Annotated in this window: 17 protein-coding genes and 1 pseudogene; 10 read left to right on the top strand and 8 right to left on the bottom strand. The window is 39.9% G+C overall.

Annotated features, from left to right (window positions below; genetic code table 11):
* Positions 1 to 190 precede the first annotated feature (190 nt).
* The 6 genes from VB715_RS08175 (at position 191) to VB715_RS08150 (ending at position 9,599) form a co-directional block, all read left to right on the top strand.
* The gene (locus tag VB715_RS08175; RefSeq protein WP_323300704.1) at positions 191 to 1,843 is read left to right on the top strand and encodes a serine/threonine-protein kinase; all 1,653 of its coding nucleotides are present in this window, start codon (positions 191 to 193) and stop codon (positions 1,841 to 1,843) included.
* 495 nt (positions 1,844 to 2,338) lie between these two features.
* Positions 2,339 to 4,060, top strand: a complete 1,722-nt coding sequence (gene lysS / locus VB715_RS08170) for a lysine--tRNA ligase (RefSeq protein ID WP_323300703.1) — start codon at positions 2,339 to 2,341, stop codon at positions 4,058 to 4,060.
* Between the two features lie 145 nt (positions 4,061 to 4,205).
* Positions 4,206 to 5,615 carry an amidase gene (locus VB715_RS08165; protein WP_323300702.1) on the top strand — a complete coding sequence of 470 codons (1,410 nt, stop codon included), beginning with the start codon at positions 4,206 to 4,208 and terminating at the stop codon, positions 5,613 to 5,615.
* 84 nt (positions 5,616 to 5,699) lie between these two features.
* A complete protein-coding gene (locus tag VB715_RS08160; protein ID WP_323300701.1) occupies positions 5,700 to 7,532 on the top strand; it encodes an ABC transporter ATP-binding protein in 1,833 nt (610 codons plus the stop codon).
* A gap of 12 nt (positions 7,533 to 7,544) precedes the next feature.
* Complete coding sequence (locus tag VB715_RS08155) at positions 7,545 to 8,177, top strand: class I SAM-dependent methyltransferase (RefSeq protein ID WP_323300700.1); 633 nt, start codon at positions 7,545 to 7,547, stop codon at positions 8,175 to 8,177.
* A gap of 105 nt (positions 8,178 to 8,282) precedes the next feature.
* Positions 8,283 to 9,599: an alkaline phosphatase PhoX gene (locus tag VB715_RS08150; RefSeq protein ID WP_323300699.1), complete on the top strand. Its 1,317-nt coding sequence runs from the start codon at positions 8,283 to 8,285 to the stop codon at positions 9,597 to 9,599.
* Positions 9,600 to 9,789: 190 nt separating this feature from the next.
* Here VB715_RS08150 and VB715_RS08145 read toward each other — a convergent pair whose 3' ends face one another.
* The gene (locus VB715_RS08145) at positions 9,790 to 11,175 is read right to left on the bottom strand and encodes a PEP-CTERM sorting domain-containing protein (protein WP_323300698.1); all 1,386 of its coding nucleotides are present in this window, start codon (positions 11,173 to 11,175) and stop codon (positions 9,790 to 9,792) included.
* Between the two features lie 337 nt (positions 11,176 to 11,512).
* On the opposite strand from VB715_RS08145, the pseudogene VB715_RS08140 reads away from it, so the two are divergent.
* Positions 11,513 to 11,623: pseudogene (locus VB715_RS08140) on the top strand (RNA-guided endonuclease TnpB family protein); the annotation flags it as partial.
* A gap of 121 nt (positions 11,624 to 11,744) precedes the next feature.
* On the opposite strand, the gene opcA reads toward VB715_RS08140, so the two are convergent.
* From opcA to VB715_RS08110, 6 genes are all read right to left on the bottom strand, one after another.
* A complete protein-coding gene (gene opcA, locus VB715_RS08135; RefSeq protein ID WP_323300697.1) occupies positions 11,745 to 13,115 on the bottom strand; it encodes a glucose-6-phosphate dehydrogenase assembly protein OpcA in 1,371 nt (456 codons plus the stop codon).
* A gap of 70 nt (positions 13,116 to 13,185) precedes the next feature.
* The gene (gene zwf / locus VB715_RS08130; RefSeq protein WP_323300696.1) at positions 13,186 to 14,715 is read right to left on the bottom strand and encodes a glucose-6-phosphate dehydrogenase; all 1,530 of its coding nucleotides are present in this window, start codon (positions 14,713 to 14,715) and stop codon (positions 13,186 to 13,188) included.
* Positions 14,716 to 15,135: 420 nt separating this feature from the next.
* Positions 15,136 to 16,098, bottom strand: coding sequence for a M48 family metallopeptidase (locus tag VB715_RS08125; RefSeq protein WP_323300695.1), 963 nt, complete (start codon positions 16,096 to 16,098; stop codon positions 15,136 to 15,138).
* A 61-nt stretch (positions 16,099 to 16,159) separates the two neighbouring features.
* Entirely contained in the window at positions 16,160 to 16,309 is a 150-nt protein-coding gene (locus VB715_RS08120; RefSeq protein WP_323300694.1) for a toxin-antitoxin system HicB family antitoxin, read from the bottom strand.
* Positions 16,290 to 16,541 (bottom strand): hypothetical protein, encoded by a 252-nt coding sequence (locus VB715_RS08115; protein ID WP_323300693.1) that lies wholly within the window; start codon positions 16,539 to 16,541, stop codon positions 16,290 to 16,292. The genes VB715_RS08120 and VB715_RS08115 overlap by 20 nt, the downstream gene beginning before the upstream one ends.
* Before the next feature lie 166 nt (positions 16,542 to 16,707).
* A complete protein-coding gene (locus VB715_RS08110; RefSeq protein WP_323300692.1) occupies positions 16,708 to 17,220 on the bottom strand; it encodes a PEP-CTERM sorting domain-containing protein in 513 nt (170 codons plus the stop codon).
* Between the two features lie 214 nt (positions 17,221 to 17,434).
* Here VB715_RS08110 and VB715_RS08105 point away from each other — a divergent pair, with 214 nt between their 5' ends.
* Positions 17,435 to 17,698 carry a type II toxin-antitoxin system Phd/YefM family antitoxin gene (locus tag VB715_RS08105; protein WP_323300691.1) on the top strand — a complete coding sequence of 88 codons (264 nt, stop codon included), beginning with the start codon at positions 17,435 to 17,437 and terminating at the stop codon, positions 17,696 to 17,698.
* 55 nt (positions 17,699 to 17,753) lie between these two features.
* Complete coding sequence (locus tag VB715_RS08100; protein ID WP_323300690.1) at positions 17,754 to 18,680, top strand: ion channel; 927 nt, start codon at positions 17,754 to 17,756, stop codon at positions 18,678 to 18,680.
* A 446-nt stretch (positions 18,681 to 19,126) separates the two neighbouring features.
* On the opposite strand, the gene rplI is transcribed toward VB715_RS08100, so the two are convergent.
* On the bottom strand, positions 19,127 to 19,585 hold the full coding sequence (gene rplI, locus VB715_RS08095; RefSeq protein WP_323300689.1) for a 50S ribosomal protein L9: 459 nt from the start codon (positions 19,583 to 19,585) through the stop codon (positions 19,127 to 19,129).
* A gap of 297 nt (positions 19,586 to 19,882) precedes the next feature.
* Here rplI and VB715_RS08090 point away from each other — a divergent pair, with 297 nt between their 5' ends.
* On the top strand, positions 19,883 to 20,173 hold the full coding sequence (locus tag VB715_RS08090) for a hypothetical protein (protein WP_323300688.1): 291 nt from the start codon (positions 19,883 to 19,885) through the stop codon (positions 20,171 to 20,173).

Genomic DNA, 20,173 nt, shown 5'->3' with positions numbered 1-20,173 from the left:
GACGGGGTTTTATGATCGTCCTCAGGGCAGAATTTTTGTTGAGTGAGGTTTTAGTGGAGATTATTCTTCCCTACCTGTTACTTTTGGAGAAACTTGGGGAATATTAAAACTAGATGACTAAACTTCGGTGATCTTGACCGCTTTTGAATCCGATTGGTCAAAGTCCAAAATGTGACATCGGTGAGATTGAATGAGCTACTGTGTAAACCCGTCTTGCGCCCAGCCGAAAAACCCCAATAATGTCCAGGTTTGTCAATCCTGTGGCTCTCAACTGCGACTAAACAACCGTTATCAACCCCTAGGCATTCTAGGAAAAGGCGGCTTTGGTGCAACCTTTGGGGCAGCTGATCTCTCCCTTCCAGGGAATCCAATTTGTGTGGTAAAACAATTAAGGCCAGCAACCGATGATCCTCAAGTCTATAAAATGGCCAAGGAATTATTTGAGCGTGAGGCCCATACCTTGGGAATTGTGGGAAATCATCCTCAAGTTCCCCGATTATTGGATTTCTTTGAGCAGAATCAGGAATTTTATTTGGTTCAAGAATATGTCAAAGGTTATAACCTTCATCAAGAGGTCAAGAAAAAAGGCCCTTTCAGTGAAGCCGGAATTAAGCAATTTTTGACGGAACTCCTCCCCATTTTGCAATATATTCACTCCCAGAAAGTGATTCACCGCGATATTAAACCCGCTAACCTCATTCGCAGCCAAAAAGACAGCAAAATGGTATTAATCGACTTTGGTGCCGTTAAAAACCAAGTTAACTCGATGGTAGCCAGTAATGCCTCAGCACAAACGGCTTTTACCGCCTTTGCCGTGGGAACAGCCGGGTTTGCTCCCCCTGAACAAATGGCCATGCGTCCCGTCTATTCTAGTGATATTTATGCGGTTGGTGTCACCTGCGTTTACTTATTGACAGCCAAAACCCCTAAAGATATTGGTTGCGATCCCGAAACGGGGGAAATTGCTTGGGAACCCTACGTTGATATTGGTGAATCTTTGTCCAAGGTTCTCAAAAAAATGTTAGAAGTCTCTGTCAAACATCGCTACAAGTCGGCTCAGGAGGTTTTAGATGCTATGGCTATGGCCCCCTATGAACAGGGGATGCAAGATAGCATGACGACCATGATTTCAGGGTTTAATACGAATGCCTCCACTCCGACAAGCACAGGGATAATCACTCCCTCCTCAACTACGGGCCGTTTTTCCCCGTCTACGAATACCCATATCTCTAAACGCAGTCCCGTTTCGGCGGTTTCTACAGAGGTGGGGCGGGTTGTTTCGACTTCTGTGGAAGGTGGGGTTAGTCCGGCGGCTAATGTTAGTTACAATATTGCTCAAGGACAAGGGGGTAGTCGTCGCCGCAGCAATGGTTCGACTCCCTCAAAAGAAGCATCTTCTGCTAAGAAAGCAAAGAAATGGCAGGAAAAAACCCTGTTAGCTGCTTATGAAAAAGGAAGACGAGATTTTGCTAATCAAGAATTAAATGAACTGAATTTAGCTAAAGCATTTTTGCCAGGTATTAATTGCTATGAGTCTAAATTGAGTCGTGTTAATCTACAAGGGGCAGAATTATCTCGTGCTGATTTGGGAAGGGCTGATTTAAGTCAGGCAAGTATGAAAAATGCTAATTTGAGTGAAGCTTATCTGGGTTATGCTAATTTAGATGGGGCAGATTTAAGAGGCGCAAATCTCTGTGGGGCGAACTTAAAATATGCTAATTTACAGGGGGCAAATCTCTGTGGGGTTGATCTGAGTTCTGCCCAAGTTACTGAGGCTCAAATCTCTCTGGCTAAAACTAATTGGCGAACTGTTATGCCTAGCGGTAAACGGGGATTTTGGTAAGATAATATTTGTCAGTATTATTATACTTTCATTAATTGCTTAATTGCTGAAATGATTATTTCTGCTTCATCTATCCAAACCAAATAACTGCTTTTTTGGGCTATAATTTTGGTCGAATTTGATGAGAGTTTTGGTAACTTAAGGTGCATGGCATCTCGTAATTTATTGCCAGCTTTTAAGGGTAAAAAACAAGGGGAAAAATATGCCTTAAAAAAAGTTTTTATCTGATATTAATTAAGGGTAAGTTGAAAATTCTCCCAGTAACTGACTAACCAATGATAGCTGTTAGTAAATAATAAAAACAGTATTTTAATCGAGTCGAAAAATAAATGGTCGATCATGATTGGCAAGAGTTTATATTAGATGCTAAAAAATAGTAAAATATTTAATGATCAAGATGAATTAATCAGTTATAATAAAAGCCTGGGTTAATAAGGGTAAACCTGATTTGACCATAGCTTAATCTTTTTTTGCTTTTTTCGAGTTATTTTAACAATGTCTTCCAATCAACCTCAACGAGAACCCCAATCTGCCTCTAGTTTAGAAGAAATTCGTGCTACCCGTCTTGAAAAAGTTGAACAGTTGAAAGAATTAGGGTTAAACCCTTATGCTTATCAATGGGAATCTACCCATAATGCGGCACAATTACAAGATAAATATGCAAGTCTCAAAGATGGGGAAGAAATTGAGGTAAATGTTGCGATCGCGGGCAGAATTATCGCCCGTCGTGTCTTTGGAAAATTGGCTTTTTTTAGTTTACAAGACGAAACAGGAACTATTCAATTATATTTAGATAAAAAAGAAATTCAAGATTACATGAGTGATCTTGAAAATGCCTTTGATCACCTCAAAAAGTTAACCGACACTGGGGACATTATTGGAGTCCAAGGAATCATTAAAAGAACGGAAAAAGGAGAACTTTCCGTTAAGGTAAAAGAATACACTATTTTAACCAAATCTCTGTTACCTTTACCGGATAAATGGCATGGGTTAACAGATACAGAAAAACGTTATCGTCAGCGTTATGTAGACTTAATTGTTAATCCTCAAGTTAGGCAAACTTTTCGCCGTCGGGCTGAGATTACGGCTTCTATTCGTCGCTACTTAGATCAACAGGGATTTATTGAAATAGAAACCCCAGTTTTACAATCAGAAGCAGGAGGAGCAGAGGCTCGACCTTTCATTACTTATCATAACACCTTAGAGATGGATTTATATCTCAGAATTGCCACAGAATTACATCTCAAACGGTTGATCGTGGGTGGTTTTGAAAAAGTATTTGAAATGGGCAGAATCTTTCGTAATGAAGGGGTTTCTACCAAACATAATCCTGAATTTACTTCCATTGAATTATATCAAGCTTATGCAGATTATAATGATATGATGAGGCTAACTGAGGAGATTATTGCCACAGCAGCGAAAGAAGTTTTAGGCACATTAAATATTACATATCAAGAGGAAGAAATTGACTTATCAACCCCTTGGCGACGGGTAACAATGCACGATATTGTTAAAGAGAAAAGCGGCTTAGATTTTGATAAATTTAAGACCTTAGAAGAAGGCAAAAAAGCCATGAAAAAAGCAGGATTAGCCATTCCTGATGGCTGTACTTCTCTCGGTAAATTACTCAATGAAGCCTTTGAACAAACCGTTGAATCTACCCTAATTCAACCAACGTTTATTCTTGATTTTCCTGTAGAAATTTCACCTTTAGCTAAGCCCCATCGCAGCAAACCAGGATTAGTAGAACGGTTTGAATTATATGTTGTGGGTCGAGAATTAGCCAATAGTTTTTCAGAATTAACTGACCCCATTGATCAACGACAAAGATTAGAAGAACAAGCTTCCCAAAAAGCAGCCGGAGATTTAGAAGCCCATAGTGTAGATGAAGATTTCCTAACTGCTTTAGAATATGGAATGCCCCCCACAGGAGGCTTAGGAATTGGCATTGATCGCCTAATTATGTTATTAACAGATTCCGCAAGTATTCGGGATGTCATCGCCTTTCCCCTGCTAAAAAGTCAGAGTGCTGCCCTTAAATCTTTTGACTATGATGGCGATAAAAAAATCCTCAAAGTTGAATTTGTTAACGGGAGTATTTACAAATATAATGACGTACCAGAAGCGGTGTATAAAGAGTTAGAAACAACTCCCTCAAAAGGACAGTATTTTAATGCCGAAATTCGGGACAAATTTGGCTTTGATCGAGAGATTTAATAATTATATTTGGGTAATAAGATGGGGCGGGTTGATTTAACCTATTTGTGGGAATCATAGATTCTAACAAAAACCCGCCCCTACAATATTCTGGGTAATTAATTTTGTATCCTGATCTGAAAACAAAAATATTAAAAAAATTGTCATGAATTCTGTTGAATTAGCCTTTAAACCTGCTTTAGAATTGGCCCAACTAATCCGCGATCGCACAATTTCTCCCTTAGAATTAACCCAACTGTATCTCGATCGCATCGCCCGCTATGACTCCCAACTCGGTAGTTTTTTCACTGTGGCCGTAGACATGGCCCTAGCTGATGCCAAAACCAAAACCGAACAACTGATTAATACATCTGATCTCAAATTGCTGCCCCCATTTTTTGGGGTTCCCACAGGGATCAAAGATCTCAACGCAGTAGCAGGAATGCCCGTCACCTATGGAGTTGCTGCCCTAAAAAACAACATCGTTGACTATGATGATGGGGTAACGATGCGTTTAAAAGGGGCAGGGTTCATTATTCTGGGCAAAACCGCCACCTCGGAACTGGGATCATTTCCTTACACAGAACCCCCAGGGTTTCCCCCAACCCGTAACCCCTGGAACCCAGACTATACATCAGGGGGGTCAAGCGGTGGGGCAGCGGCCGCTGTTGCTGCGGGTTTATGCCCCATTGCCCAAGGTTCCGACGGAGGGGGTTCCGTTCGTGGCCCGGCTGCTTGTTGTGGCTTAGTGGGGATCAAACCCGCTAAAGGTAGAATTTCCCATGCCCCGGTGGGAGACTATCAAAGCGGTATTTCCAGTAATGGCCCCTTGGCCCGAACTGTGGCTGACGCTGCGGCCTTGTTAGATGTGATGTCTGGTTATATTACAGGTGATCCCTATTGGTTGCCCCCTCCCGAAATTCCCTTTTTAGCCGCGACACAACAGGTTTCACCTCCCCTAAGAATTGCCTATACTTATGATATTCCCCCGTTTAATCAAGCGGAACCCGTCGTTAAAGCGGCAGTTGAACAAGGCGTTAAATTATTAGGAACTATGGGCCATCATTTAGAAATGGGATGTCCTTCCATTGAGGAATTGATTGAACCGTTTATCAAGGTTTGGCAAGCAGGGGTAGGGGCCGCGGGACTTCCTGACGCAGCCTTAAGTCCTTTTAATTATTGGTTAAAAGAACAGGCCGGAAGTGCAGGAGACTATTTACAGGCAGTCCGTCAAATGCAGCTTATTTCCCGTAAAATTGTCGCATTTTTTGATCATTTTGATTTGTTAGTTTTGCCTGTTTATTTACATCAACCGATCAAAGTTGGAGAATGGGCGAATTTATCCCCCGAAGAAACCTTAGTCAAAATTCAGCATTGGGTAGCCCCTTGTCCGGCCTTTAATGCCTGTGGTTTACCCGCTATAACCTTGCCTATGGGACAAGATGACAATGGTTTGCCTGTGGGGGTTCAATTAGTGGGAAAACCAGCCGATGAGTTGACATTAATACGGGTAGCGGCCCAGTTAGAAAGGGTCTGCGATCGCCAGTTTTTGATCCCACCTTTGGTTAATCATTAATCATTCCTAGTCGGGATAATTCAACAATTATCCCTAGACAAATGTTAACTTAAGTAACAATGATTAATAATTTTCAATTTCCCTATGGCTTTTTCTTCCCCGTCAAATCCTGCTAAATCTGTCCATCGTATTCGTGAAAGTGATGGCGGCCTGATCTTAAAGTTATTGCCTTATGTGCGTCGTCATCCCCGTTTATTATTGCTTTCCGCGCTTTTATTATTGCCATTAACGGTTGCGGGTGCGATACAACCCCTAATTATTGGACAGGCGATTTCTGTCTTACGTCAAGAGTCTACTTGGGGATTTTTAGAACAGCTTTCTGTGGCAAAAGGGCTACAATTTTTGAGCAGTCTTTTACTAATAACCATTGTTATTCGTCTAATTTGTACTTCTTTTCAAGGGTATATTGTTCAACAATTAGGACAGAATATTACGGCAGAAATTCGGGAAGATTTGTTTACCTATGTGATGTCTTTGGGAACCAGTTTTTTTAATCGGACTCCTGTGGGGCGGTTAGTAACTCGTTTAACCAGTGATGTTGAAGCATTGGGGGATGTTTTTGCTAGTGGGGCGATTGGGGTTATTAGCGATGCAATTTATATTTTAGTGATTATCATAACAATGTTTACCCTAGAGGTAAAATTAGCGTTAATGCTGTTATTAATGATGGTTCCCATTGCAGGATTAATTGTATATTTTCAAGGGCAATATCGGAAAGCAAATTATAAATCACGGGAAAAATTATCAGACCTTAATTCCATGCTGCAAGAAAATATTGTCGGCATTAATGTAGTACAATTATTTCGACGAGAACGATTTAATAGTGAATTATTTCGGGTGATTAATCAAGATTATCGCCAAGCAACGGATAAAACTATTTTTTATGATTCTGCCGTTTCTGCTACTTTAGAATGGATTAGTTTGGTAGCGATCGCAAGTGTAATTTGGTTAGGGGGAATTTTTATTACCAACAATACGATTTCTTTTGGAACCCTTTCTGCTTTTATTTTATATGCTCAACGTTTGTTTAATCCATTACGTCAATTTGCAGATAAATTTACCATGTTTCAAGCGGGTTTTACTGCAATTGAAAGGATTACAGAATTAATGCAAGAACCCATTGAAATCAAAGAATCAGAGCAAGATATTCAGTTTTTATCGAGTCGTAAATATCAGGAAAAAGTCGGAGAAATTTGCTTTGATAATGTTTGGTTTGGTTATAAACCAGATGAGTTTGTTCTCAAAGGATTAAATTTTACCATTTCACCAGGGGAAAAGGTTGCTTTAGTGGGGCCAACGGGAGCAGGAAAAAGTTCAATTATTCGTCTTTTATCTCGTCTTCATGAACCAACTGAGGGCAGAATTTTAATTGATGGGGTTGATATTCGAGAGATTTCTAAGAAGGAATTACGCCAATATGTGGGGATAATTCTACAAGAAAGTTTTCTGTTTGCTGGGGATGTTAAACGGAATATTACCCTAGGAGAAGACTATTCTCTAGAAGAAGTTAAAGAAGCAGCAAGATTAACAAATGTTGATCGTTTTATTGAAGAGCTTCCCCAAGGATATAATACACAATTAAGGGAAAGAGGAACCAATTTATCAGGAGGACAAAAACAATTATTAGCCTTTGCACGGGTTGCCATTCGTCATCCTCATGTCTTAATTTTAGATGAGGCAACAGCTAATTTAGATGTGAAAACAGAAGCGTTTATTCAAGAAGCATTAGAACATTTATTAACTAATAGAACGGCAATTATTATCGCTCACAGACTCTCAACAATTCGGGATGTTGATCGGATTTTTGTTTTAAAGCAAGGAGAGATTATAGAGTCAGGAACTCACGAAGAATTATTAGATAACAATGGACTATATCACAGTTTATATCAATTACAAATGATGGGATATGAGGAATAGTTGATAATTGATATGAATGAAGTGAAAGTGCGAAATCAATATAATAAACTTGCTGATATCTACGATGTACGGTGGCGAAATTACATTGTTAATACCCTTAAATTCCTCCACAATTGGGAAGAAATTGCTCCCCAGGCTACAGTTTTAGATGTTGCTTGTGGTACAGGTGAATTTGAGCGACTCTTACTCGATAAAAATCCGACACAGAAAATTACGGGAATTGATATATCAGAAAAAATGTTGACTATCGCTAGGTCAAAATATCAGACTTATGCTAACGTAGAGTTATACGAAGGTTCAGTTCATTCACTGCATTTCATAAATCATTCTTTCGATGTGGTAATATCAGCAAATGCTTTTCATTATTTTGACAAACCCCAAATAGCATTAGCAGAAATGAAAAGAGTTCTTAAACCCAATGGTAAGCTCATAATTCTTGACTGGAGTAAAGATTATCTTATTTGTAGAATCTGTGATTGGATATTACAAATTTTTGATCCTGCTCATCAAAAATGCTATACTCAAGCAGAATTACATCAGTTGTTGGTATCTGCTGGTTTTAATATTTATCGTGCAACTAAATTTCGTTTTGGGATGATTTGGGGACTAATGGCTGTTACAGCGAACCCATCTAACAATAGTTAATATGAACTTATTATTAATCATTAATTGTTCTATTCTTAATCTAAAAATAACGTGACCCTCAAAAAGTATAATAGGGTTAGGGTTTACCAAGGGTTTATTGTTAATATGGTGTTATCTCGAAGAAATTTTCTCAGCTTAGCAGGAATAAGTATAACCACAGGAGTTGCGGCTGTTTCCCTTAAAAATTATTATACTCGCGTGGCCAATGGACAAACAACCGAAACGGAAAAATTTGGTAAATTAATTTCCGATCCTAATGGTATCTTAGATCTGCCCAAAGGATGGCAATATCAAGTGATTTCTCAGGTAGGAAAATCCATGAGTGATGGCACTTCTGTACCGACAAGTTTTGATGGAATGGCAGCATTTCCAGGAGAAAATGGACAAATAATTTTAATTCGGAATCATGAATTAAGTCCCCATGAATTTCCTGGAGTTATAGCATCAAAAGAACATAAATACGATCATTTATCTCAAGGAGGAACCACAACTTTAATTATTAATAAGAATCGTACTTTAGCCCAAGAATTTGTCTCTTTAGCAGGAACAAACCGCAATTGTGCAGGAGGTGCTACCCCTTGGCATTCTTGGATTAGTTGTGAAGAAGAAATCTCGACACCTCAATTAAATTCTCAGGAAAATCCTGACAATGTTTCGGTTAAACATGGCTACAATTTTGAAGTTTCCTCTCAAAGCAAAATAGCAAAACCAATCGCTTTAACTGCTATGGGAAGATTTCGTCATGAGGCCATTGCAGTTGACCCCAGCACAGGTTACATTTATCAAACAGAAGACCAAAATGATAGTTGTTTCTATCGTTTCCGTCCCCGACAACCAGGAAATCTACAAGCGGGAGGAATTTTAGAAGCCTTAGTTATTGAAGAAATGCCCAGCATTGATACCAGTAAAAATTATCCTTTAAATCAACCTAAATCTGTCAAATGGGTACAAATTGAAAATGTTGATCCTGATGACGATACTCTGCGTTATGAAGCCCAAAAGAAAGGGGCAGCAATTTTTAAAAGAGGGGAAGGTATTTGCTTAGCAAAGGGTGAGTTTTATTTCACCTGTACCAGTGGGGGAAATGCAGAAAAAGGACAAATTTTTCGTTATAATCCTGCTAAGGAAACTATCTCTTTATTTGTGGAATCTCCTGGAGCAGAAATTTTAGATTATCCCGATAATTTAACCTTAGCACCTTTTGGGGATTTAATTGTTTGTGAAGATGGCGCAGGAGAACAGTTTTTAATTGGAGTAACACCTCAAGGAGAATGTTATCGTTTAGCCCGTAATGCCTATAATAATAGTGAGTTTGCTGGAGTGTGTTTTTCCCCTGATGGTCAAACCATGTTTGTTAATATTTATTCTCCAGGATTAACCTTAGCAATTTGGGCAGATTGGCCAAAAGTTACAGGTGCATAATGAGTGAGTTTTGCTAATAATTTGGTCTGATATGAAGGTTTGAATTGCTTATTTACAAGCAAGTTAATTGTGAGGTTAGGCAACAGGACACAGGTAATAGGCAACGGCAAAGGCTTTAAGTCTCATTAATATTTCTTAACACAGCATTGTTTATTAATATACGACTACTTACTCTTGCCTTTTAGGTTGATTATGAGAGATTTTTCTGGCGTTTGCGCCAGAAAAATGAGGCTATACCGAAAATGTTGACAGAGAGGAATGCAAAGTTCGGTGTAGGTTCAGGTGTTTGTACTGCAGACAGAGAAGGTTCAGATGTTTGTACTGTAGATACAAAATTGTTATGAAGTATAGAGTTGTTAGGAAGTTGATTCGGAGTGAGGTCAGCCAACCATGCCTCGGCTTTTCCATCGGGATTTATGCCAAAACCGACGATTTTTGTCCCGTCGGAAGAAATTCCCCTCGCCTCAATTAATGCCCATCCTGTCATATTAATTTCGAAGCCAACTAGAACTTCCCGAACGCTTCTCATTCCATTGGTGACATCCCAGATAAAAGCCTCATTCCCATTGAGAGTTCTGCCAAAACCAACAATTGTGGACCCGTCAAAGGATGCACTTCTAGCTAGGCTATAGACACCACCACCAGGGAGATCACCGAGACCGACCATCCCGCTCTCCTGAGTCCAGCGGAAGGCTTCAATCCCTCGATCACCACGGCTTTGACCAATAACAACCGAGCCATCCCCCGATATTCCTTGGGCCGAGCTAAAAAAACCACCATTAGGGAGATCGCCAAGACCGACCATCCCAGTTTCTTGGGTCCAAAGGAACGCCTCATTTCCATTGGCGGAGCGGCCACCACCGACGATGATGGAGCCGTCTGCTGATATTCCTTGAGCTATGCTGTAGAAACCACCACCAGGGAGATCGCCGAGACTGACCATCCCACTCTCCTGAGTCCAACGAAATGCCTCTTCCCCACTGGCGGATTTGCTAGAACCAATCACCACCGAGCCGTCGTTCGATGTCCCAAAAGCTATGCTGTAGAAATCCCCTCCAGGGAGATCGCCAAGACCGACCATCCCAGTTTCTTGGGTCCAACGGAAAGCTTCAAGACCATTGACTGAATTGCTACGACCGACGATAACTGAACCATCTTGAGATGTGTCCCTGGCCATACTGTAGTATGAACGACCTAGCTCTAAACCACGAGTCCCAATGAGGCTTCCTAAACCGATCATCCCGTCCTCCTCTGTCCAACGGAATGCCTCATAACCATTAACGGAGTTACCAGCACCGACGGCTATTAAGCCATCCTTTGATCCCCCAAGGGACACGCTGAAGAAAGGATCGTTGGGGAGTGTGGGGATGCTGTGCACAGGAGTGGAAAGGAGTAGATCACCGCCAGGGAAATCACCCAATCCTTGAAAGGATAGGGCATTGGCCATTCCACCCTGTAGCATTCCCAGACTGAACCCTATTACAGTAATAGAGGCTAGTTTTTTGCGTAAAGAGGTAGACAAAAAATCTGTTGTCTTTGAATCAGGTGTAATGCCAAATCCAAGTGAATGTTCCATAAAAATTTAGCTCCCATTAGTTTAAAAGAGTGGCAAACTATGTTGCCACTCAATTTGTAATTATGACTTGTGATCATAATATAAAAAGAGGGGGTTTCAAAGGTCACTTTACCCTCAAAACCCGCCCCAAAATTTACAGGTGGAAAATTTTTGTCTGCCAAATTACGGATTTCTGAAGGAAGACGTTGGTATATGCCGACCTACTGACATTGCTTCATAGAGTAATTAGAAGTTCTTCGTAGTTTTCGGCTGCTTCTTGGCAAGCTTCTTCCTTATCTTTTAATGTCGGGGTGAAGACCCCCGTTACACGGATGTTGTGCGATTCGTTCTCTCGAAATTATTAAACTTTTACCCTGTTGATCAGATTAAAAGAGTTAGATTAGTACGGGGGGCAGATGGCTATTACGTTCAGTTCTGTATTAGTGTTGATATTCGGGACTATGCTAAATAGTTTAACAAAAATCTCATATGATGGCGATCGCCTATTTGTTCGGTTATGCTCAATAGAAAGGACGAGTTTTAAAAGTAACTTTACCCCTAAAACCCGCCCCAAAAATAATAACAATCAATTAGTTATTATTAGCTAATTTCAGGATAGCCATAGTAACTTTTAAACTTTCCTCATAGAGAGGATCAGTTCCCCACCGTTGCAGTTGTCTTCCTAATAGGTGTTCCGTATTTTGATCCGCTAAGGAAGTTACTTGTTCAATACGACAAGCTTGGGCCCCACCTGATGCCTCCATACGCATACATCCGGTAGTCCCGGAACACAACACGGTACAACAGTCAGCTTGTAGGTTAGTAGAACTTAATTTAAGACTAATTAAGTCCCCTAAAACGTCTCCCCAGTCTGCCAAGGGAACCCCCGCTAATTCTGCCTCAATGGTATTCTGTTCATTGTTGAGGAATTTAATGCGACGAATATCATAGTCCCCTCCTTCATATTCATAGGCAACAGGCCGCCACTGTAAACGGGTGGCCACCCATCCCAAATACATCAAGGCTTGAGAAGCATTTCCTCGTTCATAATCAATAGTAACGCGGTCAACTTCTAGAACAGCACCGCGACGCTCTGGAGGATCAAAAGCAGCCGCCGTTAATTCTTGCCAGGGGGCAATTCTTCCCCAGTTTAAATCAGCCAGGGGAATATTCTGTTCCAACATTTGGCCAATTTCTAAAAGGTTTTCTTCGGGACTACTAAAGGTACTAGAGTCAACGATAACTGTATCCCCTTGAGAGGCTAAGCGTTTAAATAGTCCATATTCGGGTTGAGGACTTGCTTTCCACCAAACAAAGGTAGGCAGTCCACTGATGGTCAATTCCGAGATAATACCGCCAATTCTTTCTAAAGCGGCAGCAGTTCCCCGTAGGGTAATATATTCACAACAGATTAGGGTATTTTGACTGCGCTTATTAATGGGACAGTAGGCAGATACTTGAACTTTGACCCCTTCATCTTCGCCAACAGTGGGACAGAGGGTAATAATACGGCAGGGGTTAGAAGCAGCAATACTATCAGTTACCCCAGTTCCTTCTAAGTCAGGAGAATATGCCTTAGCGACCATTTGTTGAGCATCGCTTAATTGACCTTCTGCTTTGACTTTCTCAAATTCTGCTTGTAATTTTTCAATAAATGCTTGATTAGATTTGCCCGTAATTTCCAGTCCGTAGGCTTTTTGAGCCGATTTAATGGCAGCAGTGGTACGGGGCCCGGCAATACCATCAATAGGGCCGGTATAAAAGCCTAAAACCGCTAAGAGATATTGAGTGGGTTCGGGTTCATAAACAATAAAAGTGAAGGTGGTGGCGCGGGTTGCCACAATACCATCTTCATTATTGCTGTAAGCGTTCCAAATACTGCGTAATTCTGCCTCAATGACATCAATCGAGACATCTTTGGGGTCTTGTAAGGAAACGAGAGGGGGAGTTTGAGTGGTCATAGCTGTTTGGGGAGTTACTGGGAATTTGATATTTTTGTAGAGGCGAACGGCCGTTCGCCCCTACAGAACATTACAAGCGTCGCCAACGACGGCCATCACGGTTAATCAAGAATTCGGCTTCTGCGGGTTCCCAGGTTCCGGCTTCATATTGGGGAACGCTATTGGGTTCTGCCGGGCCATCCCAAGCGGAGAGAACAGGCGTTACCACGCGCCAGGCTTCTTCTACCTCATCAGCACGGGTAAAGAGGGTTTGATCTCCTAACATGGCATCCAATAGGAGACGATGATAAGCATCAGCACTGGTCATTCCAAAGGAGGAACCATAGTCAAAGTCCATTTCTACGGTGCGGGTGCGTAGTTCTGACCCTGGCATTTTGGCTTCAAACCTCAGCGCAATTCCTTCATTGGGTTGTATCCGCATACTCAAGATATTGGGAATGCTTTGATTGGCCGCTGATTGGAAAATGTGTAAGGGGACATCTTTGAATTGAATGGTGATCTCGCTAACTTTTTTGGGTAAGCGTTTTCCTGTTCTCAGATAGAAGGGAACCCCTGTCCATCGCCAGTTATCGATCATCAGTTTCATGGCCACATAGGTGGGAGTTGAAGAATTGGGGTCAACTCCCGGTTCTTCGAGATACCCTGCGACGGGTTTTCCTTTCATCCACCCTGCTTTATATTGTCCCCGAATGGCTGATTTTTCCAGGTTATGAATATCGGCTAAATGGGTGGCTTGCAGTACCTTGACTTTTTCGTTACGGATACTGTCAGCACTGAGGGCGTTGGGAGCATCCATTGCCGTTAAACAGAATATCTGCATTAGGTGATTTTGCAGCATATCCCGCAAGGCCCCAGAATGATCGTAATAACCGGCCCGATCTTCTACCCCGACGGTTTCAGCAACGGTTATTTGTACATGATCGACAAATTGACGGTTCCACAAGGGTTCAAAAATAGCATTGGCAAACCGGAACACCAAGAGGTTTTGAACGGTTTCTTTCCCTAAGTAGTGGTCAATGCGATAGACTTGTTCTTCTTTACAAACCTTTTGAACAATGCGGTTGAGTACCTGGGCGGAACTGAGGTCTTTTCCAAAGGGCTTTTCAATAACAATACGATGTTTCATGGGATCACTTAACATCCCGGCAGCCCCTAGTTGTTTGATACCAGGGGGGAAGAAATTAGGCGCAACGGAAAGATAAAAGACGCGGTTGCCTCTGGTTCCTCGTTTGCCGTCTAATTCTTCTAAAAAGACTTTTAATTTTTGATAGCTCTCGGCTTCATCCATGTTACCGGAGCAGTAGTATAGTCCTTCGGCAAAGTCTGCCCAGATTTCTTCACTACCAATGCCGTCAGAAAATTCTTCGATTCCCTGACGCATTTGTTCTCTAAAATAGTCATGACTCCAATCTCGACGAGCTACCCCAACGACGGTTAATTCCGGGGGTAGTCGTCGTTCCTGTTTCATTTTGTAGAGGGCAGGAACGAGTTTGCGTTGCGTGAGATCGCCAGAAGCCCCAAAAATCACGAGTATTAAGGGTTCTGGGGTTCTTTCTTGGCGTAATCCAACGCGAAAGGGATTTTCTAGCAGCGTTACCATAGGCTTTACTTGGCTCCTTCGATAGTCTCTAGTTTAACGACAACTTTTTTGAGAGAAGGTAAGTTATTACACAAAATTAAGCTTTGCTAATAGAGAGTAGGAATTTCAATCTCAGCAATTATCAATAAATTAGCAAGTTTTTGTGAATTTTGGGCAGGATGAGCAAAAATAAAGGACACGAACAAGCAGATTATGTTAAGTTTAAGATGCGTCTACAAAGCCCCAATTCAAAAGCTCAATCTCTTCTTGAGAAGTGTTGTTAAGAAATATCTTTATTCCCTAACTTTTTTTCCTTGGAGATAAGGGGTGATTCTGAAAATTCAAGAATTAATTCAGGTTAAACTAGAAGCCCTTGATCAAAATTAATATTGTAGGGGCAATTGATGAATTGCCTCTACAGGCTTTGACTATTAAAACTATTTATGCCTGATTATCTTGAGATTTTAAGTTCTCAATTTCCTGCTGAAGTTGTTCAATTTGTCGGCGCAAATTTTCAGCTTCACTATTTGTGTCCACTTCTACAGAACCACTTTTTTCTGACCTTTTATAGTTACCTTGGCGAATATCTTGATATTCCCTAGAAGTAGCCCAATTTTGTAAATAATGAACTCTATCAACCGGAAAAGGATGGGATAAAAAGACTCCATTCCCTCCATTATAAATCAAAAATTTATAGACTTGATTGAGATCATCTTCATCTAATTCTCTGTATTTTTCTGCTTGTTTTAAGAACTCATCTAAATGACATTCATGGGCATATTTATGACTTCCTCCTGCCATTTTCATCATCATTCTAAAAATAGGTTCAGGATCATCTATCACTAATAAAGCGGCGCGATCTGCTGATAATTCGGCTTTTCTTCGCCATTCATAAAAAGCAAAAATCAATCCTGTACTAATAATATTTCCCAAACCTAAAGTTAATTCCCCCAGCAAAGAAGCGGCCCCCATCGCCCAAATTCCCATTTGAATTAACAAACTATGTTCACATTTTATATGACCTAATTCATGGGCAACTACAGTTCTTAATTCAATTTCATCAGATAAGTCTAAAAGACCCGCATTTAAGACAATATAGGGTTGCTGTTTACCTAAAGAATAAGCATTTGCAATGGGATTTTGACTCACATAAATTAAGGGTTCAGGACTAATATCTAAATCATAAACCGCTTCTCGAAAAATTCCATAAAGTGTGGAATATTGCCTCGGGCCAACTTTAATACTATTGCCCATCAAAGAGATTTGTTGTGGTCGTTCATAGAGATATTCCATAAAGCTAGTCGCAACCAAATCAAAACCAGGAACACTTCTTAAAGTTTGTTCCGCTTGTTTATCAAGGGGATGACGAAACGCTTCACTTGAAATTCCAGGATAACTAGGCATTTTTTTCCTCTAACTAATTGTTTAGAATTAACTTTAAATTATAAATGAAAATCAATAAATATCAAGAATTAGCAGCTAATTTACGGCTCACATAACCATTTAAACTTACTTTATTTTCGGTAGCTTCAATAGCAAGTTTACGGTGAAGTTCTGGGGTAATATGTATTTGCAATTGTTCAAAGGCTTTCATTTCAAAGGAAACTTTTCTCATATTCATGCAAATCCACAGAAATCACTTGACCTTGTTTGACATTTTCTAATGCGTCAAGCAACTGTTTCTTATTAGCTTGAGAACGTAATAAATAATCAGTTTCGTCTTCTTCTGTTAAAGATTCTACTAGGACAATAACCTCTACTATCGACCCTTCTTCTAACTCGGTTTCTGAGAGTTCAATTTTGCCATTTTTACCGACAATCGCTTTTTGTTTGATACTATTAATCATGGGATTTTTGAATCATTTTATGTGTGTTAAAAACAATCAAGAAACTATACTTTTAAGTCTAAATGAATTTTCAAAAAGTAGCAACCGTAAAAAGTGTCATCACAACCAAAAATAAGGGTTAACACCGTTAACCCCCACAAATTTAATTATCGAGAATAACCATAAATTAAGCTTGTTTTTTGCCATTCAAAGCCAATGCGCCTAACCCTAAACCTAATAAGGCAACAACGCTACCAGGTTCGGGGACTGCTTCAGTTGCTTTAGCTGTTAAGCTCCAGTTGTTAGGGTTGTATGGTTCAAAAGCATCACCGTAAGACACACCACTAATGTACATGGACCCATCAAACAGAAAACCATCACCACAGTCTGAGTTAGTACAAGCAATGATATCCATCACAGAACCACTAAAACTGACGGTTGCAGGTAAGCTCGGCCCTGCGCTATTACTAACGACAAAAGGCAAATCAGGGCCAGCAACGCCATTAAACAGGGGCATAGAGATAGAGTTAACACTCACTGTGTCTCCGTCTCCTTGCACATCTCCATCCAACATCCCAGAGAGAACATCCCCACCAATTAAAGTATAGGAAAAATTGAACAAAGCAGCTTGAGCAGGAGAGGTGAAGGCAGTTAAACTAATGGCGGTAGCCGCAACAGCTAAAGACGTTTTTAAAGACATGATTGCTCCTCAACAAAAAATAATGGCTTTCAGCGCAACCTAGCACGGGGGGGGGGAAAGTCAAGTATTTTCTGGAAAATTAATATAATTTAAGCGATTAGGGCATATTAAGGGGATGTATTCTAGATTACTGGGTGATAAGACTGAAGGGAAAAGATTAAAGCTAAAACGATATGATGTTACTGGATACATTTAACCAGCAGTAGAAATTTACATGATGGAAAAGCTAAAAATCACCCATCTCTCAGAAGATTTGATGAACCTCGTTAAATCGGTTATCGAAGAAAATAAAATATATGAAATAGAAAGTCAACAAGATTCTGCTATTCTCATTTCTCAAAAAAGTTATGAAAGTCTCCAAGAAACCATCGAATTACTTTCTATTCCAGACTTAAGAGAAAGCTTACAAAGATCCTTACAACAAATTGCCAAAAATGACACCTATTCCCTAGATGAAGTATTGGGAGATATTGATTAATGGTGTATGAAGTTCGCTTTACTAAAGAGGCAAAAAAAGATAAAGAAACAGTATAATGAAAAACTTTAAACTCCAAAAAATATTGTTTCGAGGAGATCACTTTTTTTTCCGAAACAAATCTTCTTTAAAACCAATAAAACCGAAAAACCCGCTACAACAAATCGATTTACTTCATCCAGCAAGAAATGATTTATATCATTGGTTATTAGCCCTTTCTTGGCCAAGATTTTTGCTATTAACTACTATTTTTTATTTGGGGATTAATATTATCTTTGCTTCTGCTTATTTAACCACAGGAGAAGGTATTGTTAACGCGAAATCAGGATCATTTAAAGATGCTTTTTTCTTTAGTATTCAAACCTTATCTACTGTGGGTTATGGTTCAATGTATCCTGAAACCCTCTATGCTCAAATTTTAGTTACCTTAGAAGTATGGACAGGACTATTATTATTAACTATTTTAACAGGGTTAATGTTTGCCAGGTTTTCTCGTCCCACTGCTAGAGTTTTGTTTAGTCAAGTGGCGGTTATTTGTCCTTTCAATGGGGTTCCTACTCTGATATTTCGCGCAGCTAACCAACGAGAAAATCAAATTTTAGAGGCGCAAATTCGCGTTAGTTTAGTTCGTAATGAAATCAGTAGTGAAGGTCATTATATGCGTCGTTTTTATGACCTTGAATTATTGCGATCGCAGACCCCAATTTTTGGATTAAGTTGGCAAATAATGCACCCCATTGATGAAAAAAGTCCGTTATTTGGGACATCTTCTGAGTTACTAGCAGAAGAAGAAACAGAACTTTGGGTGACATTAACGGGACTTGATGAAACCTTTTCTCAAACTATTCATGCCCGTTATTTTTATAATCATCAACAAATTTTATGGGATCAGAAATTAGTTGATATTTTCAGGCGATCGCCTGACGGTAAGTATTATATTGATATTAGTCGTTTTCATGATGTGGTTCCTTTTTCTTCTAGGTAACACAACTATCTTGCTTGTTAATATCAATGATCTAATCAAAGGATAAAGACTTACGTAGGGACATAATAGTATTATGTCCTTTATTTATGCGGTTCTACCGAACTTGTTATGTTAAATTAACATCGACAGACAGACTAAAGTCTGATGCTATATAAACGAAGCCTCCCTTCGGAGGCTAAATTAAACCCGCGTAGGCGGGTTTTGTCTTTATAGCTTAACCCTTAAGGGTTTAAGCGTATAATTTCTAATAGTTTTACATGGTAGGTTCGGTAGAACCATTTATGCCAATGGTTTAACAGTGTGTCGGTTTAACAGTGTTAAACCCCTACGAGAAATCTGTATATCATGTGGAATATAATATTTCTTTTTAAGTGCCTTTGGCCTGGCTAAAACGCATTTTAAATGCGCTTTAGCTTAAGTATGCACAATCAAAAATCCTCAATATTCTAGAGGGGTGCAACTTGAATTTCCACTTCAGCACTGACTTCAGGATGAAGTTTAACGGTAGCTTTATAGAACCCAGTTTGACTAATTTCGGGTAAAGTAATACCACGACGATCTACTTCTTGGTTAGTCGCTGTTTGAATTGCATCAGCAACATCTTGGTTGGTAACAGTACCAAAAATGGCTTCCCCTTCCCCAACTTGCTTGCGAATGGTGAAGCGTCCAATGGTTTCGAGGGCTGTTTTCCGTGATTGTGCTTCTTGTTTTTCGGCTAAGAGACGCTCTTTTTCTTTTGCTCTACGTTGTTCTACCTGTTTGAGAATACCAGGTGTCGCCATAACCCCTAATTTTTGGGGAATGAGGTAATTTCTCGCATATCCTGGGGCTACTTCCACAAGATCGCCAATTTTCCCTAATTTATTGATGGGTTGATTCAATACTACTTGAACTCGTTTGGCCATTGTTCCTACTCCTTAGACTTAATTATACTTTTAATCACGGCCTCCTATTTTACAATAAATTACCGATTTAGTGATTAATTATTTGTTGAACCCAGATCCGAAACTTTTTTAATGCTTTGGCACTCCCTATTTTTTGGGCAGATTGTAAGGTTTCTGGAATTTTTTCAACGAGATTAAATTGAGGAAATATTGAGCTTTTATTGCTACTAATATATTCCTTTCCTTGCAAAATATATATAATTCTAAAAAGATAAATTTACCCTTGACTTCCCCCCTTCTCTTATATACACTTTTAATTTGTTTGATACTACGGATACACAAAACCTATTTGCAGTCAATCGCAACCTGCACACTGGAGGGCCTTGGACGACTGATATTACTGTAGCAGTTGGTTCACAAGCGATAAACTTAAGTGAAATTAGTCTTGATGCCTATATTTTTACCAATGGAGGAGTTTCACAACCTTTTTCACGGGATTTTGATTTAACCATTGACTTATTAGATAGCACAAAAACAAGCGTATTAGCGACTAATAGTGTCGTTAATCTATTCCCTAACTCTAACACTACCCCCAATCCTTACCTTTAA

Origin of the sequence: Crocosphaera sp. UHCC 0190, assembly GCF_034932065.1 — a bacterium.
In the GTDB taxonomy this organism is placed as follows: domain Bacteria; phylum Cyanobacteriota; class Cyanobacteriia; order Cyanobacteriales; family Microcystaceae; genus UHCC-0190.
Note: the sequence above shows the minus strand (reverse complement) of the source record. Positions and strands in the feature narration are given on the sequence as shown.